4 protein-coding genes are annotated in these 3,727 nt (G+C 30.6%); 1 reads left to right on the plus strand and 3 read right to left on the minus strand.

Going from position 1 to position 3,727, the window contains the following annotated elements:
• The 3 genes from AB1Z17_RS11210 to AB1Z17_RS11220 form a co-directional block, all read right to left on the minus strand.
• On the minus strand, positions 1-903 hold a 903-nt coding region (locus AB1Z17_RS11210), incomplete at its 3' end, for an NAD(P)(+) transhydrogenase (Re/Si-specific) subunit beta (protein WP_368051882.1).
• A complete protein-coding gene (locus AB1Z17_RS11215; RefSeq protein WP_368051885.1) occupies positions 903-1,172 on the minus strand; it encodes an NAD(P) transhydrogenase subunit alpha in 270 nt (89 codons plus the stop codon). The genes AB1Z17_RS11210 and AB1Z17_RS11215, both read right to left, overlap by 1 nt.
• Before the next feature lie 41 nt (positions 1,173-1,213).
• The gene (locus AB1Z17_RS11220) at positions 1,214-2,329 is read right to left on the minus strand and encodes a Re/Si-specific NAD(P)(+) transhydrogenase subunit alpha (RefSeq protein ID WP_368051883.1); all 1,116 of its coding nucleotides are present in this window, start codon (positions 2,327-2,329) and stop codon (positions 1,214-1,216) included.
• Positions 2,330-2,780: 451 nt separating this feature from the next.
• Here AB1Z17_RS11220 and AB1Z17_RS11225 point away from each other — a divergent pair, with 451 nt between their 5' ends.
• A complete protein-coding gene (locus AB1Z17_RS11225; protein ID WP_368051884.1) occupies positions 2,781-3,545 on the plus strand; it encodes an MBL fold metallo-hydrolase in 765 nt (254 codons plus the stop codon).
• Positions 3,546-3,727: the final 182 nt, after the last annotated feature.

Below are 3,727 nucleotides of genomic sequence, written 5' to 3' on the forward strand. Positions count from 1 at the left end.
CATTAATATGGCAACATCACTTGCAGAAGCTTCTTTTACGTGTCCTCCAATTTTTCCTCCAGTACTAGCTGCAGCAGAACTTCCTTCTCCAAAAGCTCCAAAAATCACATTTGATAAAGGTCTGTTCATTGCTTTACACATTGCAAGTGTTAAAATTGTACCTGCAGAACCTACCAAAATACCACCAGTTAGCATTACCATATTTCCATACAAGAAACCACCAAATGCAGCGGCTAAACCTGTAAATGAATTTAATAATGAAATAACAACGGGCATATCTGCACCACCAATTGGCAAAACAAATAAAATTCCATATGCTAAAGCGGCAAAGAAAAGTAAGTATAAAAATAATGAACTATCAGAGCCACTAAATACCATAAATGCACCGAAACCCAGAATTCCAATTAAAAAGACATTATTTAAGATGTTGTATTTTGGTAATCTGATTGGTTTGTTCATAGTACCATTTAATTTTGCCCAAGCAATCATGCTTCCAGAAAATGAAATACTTCCGATTATCATTCCTGCAATTATGGTTAAAATTGATAATTGATCTCCAATGTAATGATTAAATTCTATCAATCCGATTAATGCGGCACTTGCCCCACCCATTCCATTAAAAAGGGAAACTAATTCTGGCATTTTTGTCATTCCAACTTTTTTAGCAACCATCCAACCAATTATGGTTCCAATTAATATTGCTATTCCAATTAAAATGTAAATAATAGAAGCTACTTCACCTTGGTGTAAAAAGATTGTACCAATAATAGCCAATGTCATACCAGCTGCGGCAATTAAATTTCCTTTTCTTGCAGTTTCTGGATGCCCAAGCATTTTTAAACCTAATATATAAGTTACTGATGCTATTAAATAAATAAACTCTAGACTAAATATATATTCCATTATTTTTTCTTTTTAAACATTTCTAACATGCGGTCGGTAACAACAAATCCACCAACTACGTTTAAAGTTCCAAGTAATACTGCTACAAAACCAAGTGATAATGCCAAAATATTATTAGGTTCAGCACCTAACATTACCAATATTGCACCAATAATTACAACACCGTGTATGGCATTTGCACCAGACATTAAGGGTGTATGCAATACAGCAGGAACATGGCCTATTATTTCAACTCCAACAAATATCATAAGAATTACGATATATATCATTTGGAGATTATTGCTAATAAAATCTATAAATTCAGTCATAGTTATTCAGTTTTTCCGTTTTTTCTTATTTTACCGTTGTGTACTATTAATGTTTCATCTGTAATTTCTTCTTCTAAATCCCAAATAAACTCATTATCTTTTGTGAGGTGCTTTAAAAAGTTAAGCATGTTTTTACCATACAAATCACTTGCGTTTGTTGAAACACTTTCAGGAGAAATTGTAGTTCCAATTATTTTTACTCCGTGCTTAATTACGGTTTTATTTAACTTACTTAATTCAACATTTCCTCCCTGTGCGGCTGCTAAATCGATAATAACAGCACCATTTTTCATTTGTTTTATTTGATCTTCAGTAATTAAAATAGGAGATTTTCTTCCTGGAACCATTGCGGTTGTAATTACTAAATCTGCTTGAAATAATGATTTATTAACAGCTTCTTTTTGTCTACGAGCATAATCTTCGGAAGCAGCTTTTGCGTATCCTCCTTCTGCCTTTTCTTCACCAGTATTATCTACTGAAATAAATTTAGCACCAAGAGACTCTGTTTGCTCCTTTGTTTCCATTCTAATATCAGTTGCTTCTACAACAGCACCTAATCTTTTTGCAGTTGCAATTGCTTGTAAACCAGCAACTCCAACACCATAAACTAATACTCTTGAGGGAGTAATTGTTCCAGCAGCAGTCATCATTAATGGAAATATTTTTGTCATTTCATATGCTCCTAAAATAACAGCTTTATAGCCCGCTAAATTACTTTGAGAACTCAATACATCCATATCTTGAGCTCTTGATATACGAGGCATTGCATCCATAGAAAAAGCAGTAGCTCCTTTTTCAGCAATTGCTTTAATTAATTCTGGGTGCGATTTATGGAATAATTGACTCATTAGAATATGAGAACTATCAATTAATTTTAAATCTTCTTCATCAAAAGGATTGATTTTTACAAGCACGTTTGCTTCTTTAAAAACCACACCTCTAATTTCTACGGTAGCTCCAATTTTTTCATAATCAGAATTTTTAAAAGAAGAATTAACTCCTGCATCTTCTTCAACCAAAACTTCAAAGCCTTTTTCTATAAGCTGTTTTGCAATGATTGGAGAAATACAGACACGTCTTTCGCCTTTTTGAGTTTCTTTTAGTATGCCTATTTTCATTTATTTATGTATTAAAAAGTGAATTAAAAATATTTAAACTATTTCTATTGTTAATTTGGATAGAATATTGAGGGAATTTAAAAAAAAGAAAACCAGCAAAAGAGCTAGTTTTTAATGGATAATTGGATTTAAAAAAAATAAATTCAACCGAAACTACATAAATACGAAAAATTCGATATAAAGAAAGGGTTGATTTTTTATTTTTCATTATAACTATTTCTTATTGCGATAGTACTTTGTAAATATAAATAATATATTATCTATAAAGGTTGATAAAAATCACATTTATTAGTTAATCTGTAATAATCTATGGATATATTGTAGATTGTGTAATAATTATTACAAAAGTATAGGGTGAAAAACATTTTTTATAACAAAAAAAGCAATTTATTATTTTGTTTAAAATTATAAATTATGATGGAATACTTGTATTTTTACAAAAATTTCTAGTTTGAAAATTACTTTTTTAGGCACTGGTACATCACAAGGAATTCCTGTTATCAACTCAAAACACCCCGTTTGTTTGTCAACTGATGAAAGAGATAAACGTTTACGTGTTTCAATTTTAGTTGAATGGGATAACTTTGCGTATGTGGTAGATTGCGGTCCAGATTTTAGATACCAGATGTTGCGGGCAAATGTGAATGCAATTAACGGCGTTTTATTTACGCATGAACATTCAGATCATACAGCTGGTTTAGATGATTTGCGTCCGTATAGCTTTCAATTAGGCAGCGTTCCGATTTATGCACAACAACGAGTTTTAGTTAATTTGACAAGGCGATTTGATTATATATTTATTGATGAAGATAAATATCCTGGCGCTCCAAGTGTGCAACAAAATGTAGTTGAAAATAATCCTTTTTTATTAGGTAATTTGAAAGTAATTCCTGTAGAAGTAAACCACGGAAAATTGAAGATATTTGGATATCGATTTAATGATATTGCTTATTTAACAGATGTGAAATCGATTGATGCTGTTGAAAAAGAAAAACTAAAAAATTTGGAGGTTTTAATTATAAATGCAATTCGTCATAAACCACATCATTCACATTTAAATTTAGAGGAAGGTTTAGCATTAATAGAAGAATTAAAACCTAAAAAAACTTATTTTACGCATATTAGTCATCATTTAGGTTTTCATTCAGAAGTTGAAGAAATATTACCAGAAAACGTGTTTTTAGCTTATGATGAACTGGTATTAGAAGTAAAATAAAACTCTATTCTCAATACAAAGTTTAAGCATAAAAAGGCTGAAATTCACTCGAATTGACGAAATTTATTTAGTTAAAATTCTATACTTTTTTAGCAATTAATAGAAAAAGTGGATATTTTTTATCGTTCTTTTCAATTTCGTAGCAAATAGTGTAGTAAACTACTTCAAAACCATTATTGTGA

The organism is Lutibacter sp., from assembly GCF_040883305.1.
Taxonomy (GTDB): Bacteria; Bacteroidota; Bacteroidia; order Flavobacteriales; family Flavobacteriaceae; genus Lutibacter.

Excerpts from the sequence above, each read along its gene's own strand:
- AB1Z17_RS11215 (WP_368051885.1), bottom strand. The coding sequence starts at position 1,172 with ATGATATATATCGTAATTCTTATGATATTTGTTGGAGTTGAAATAATA.
- AB1Z17_RS11220 (WP_368051883.1), bottom strand. The coding sequence starts at position 2,329 with ATGAAAATAGGCATACTAAAAGAAACTCAAAAAGGCGAAAGACGTGTC.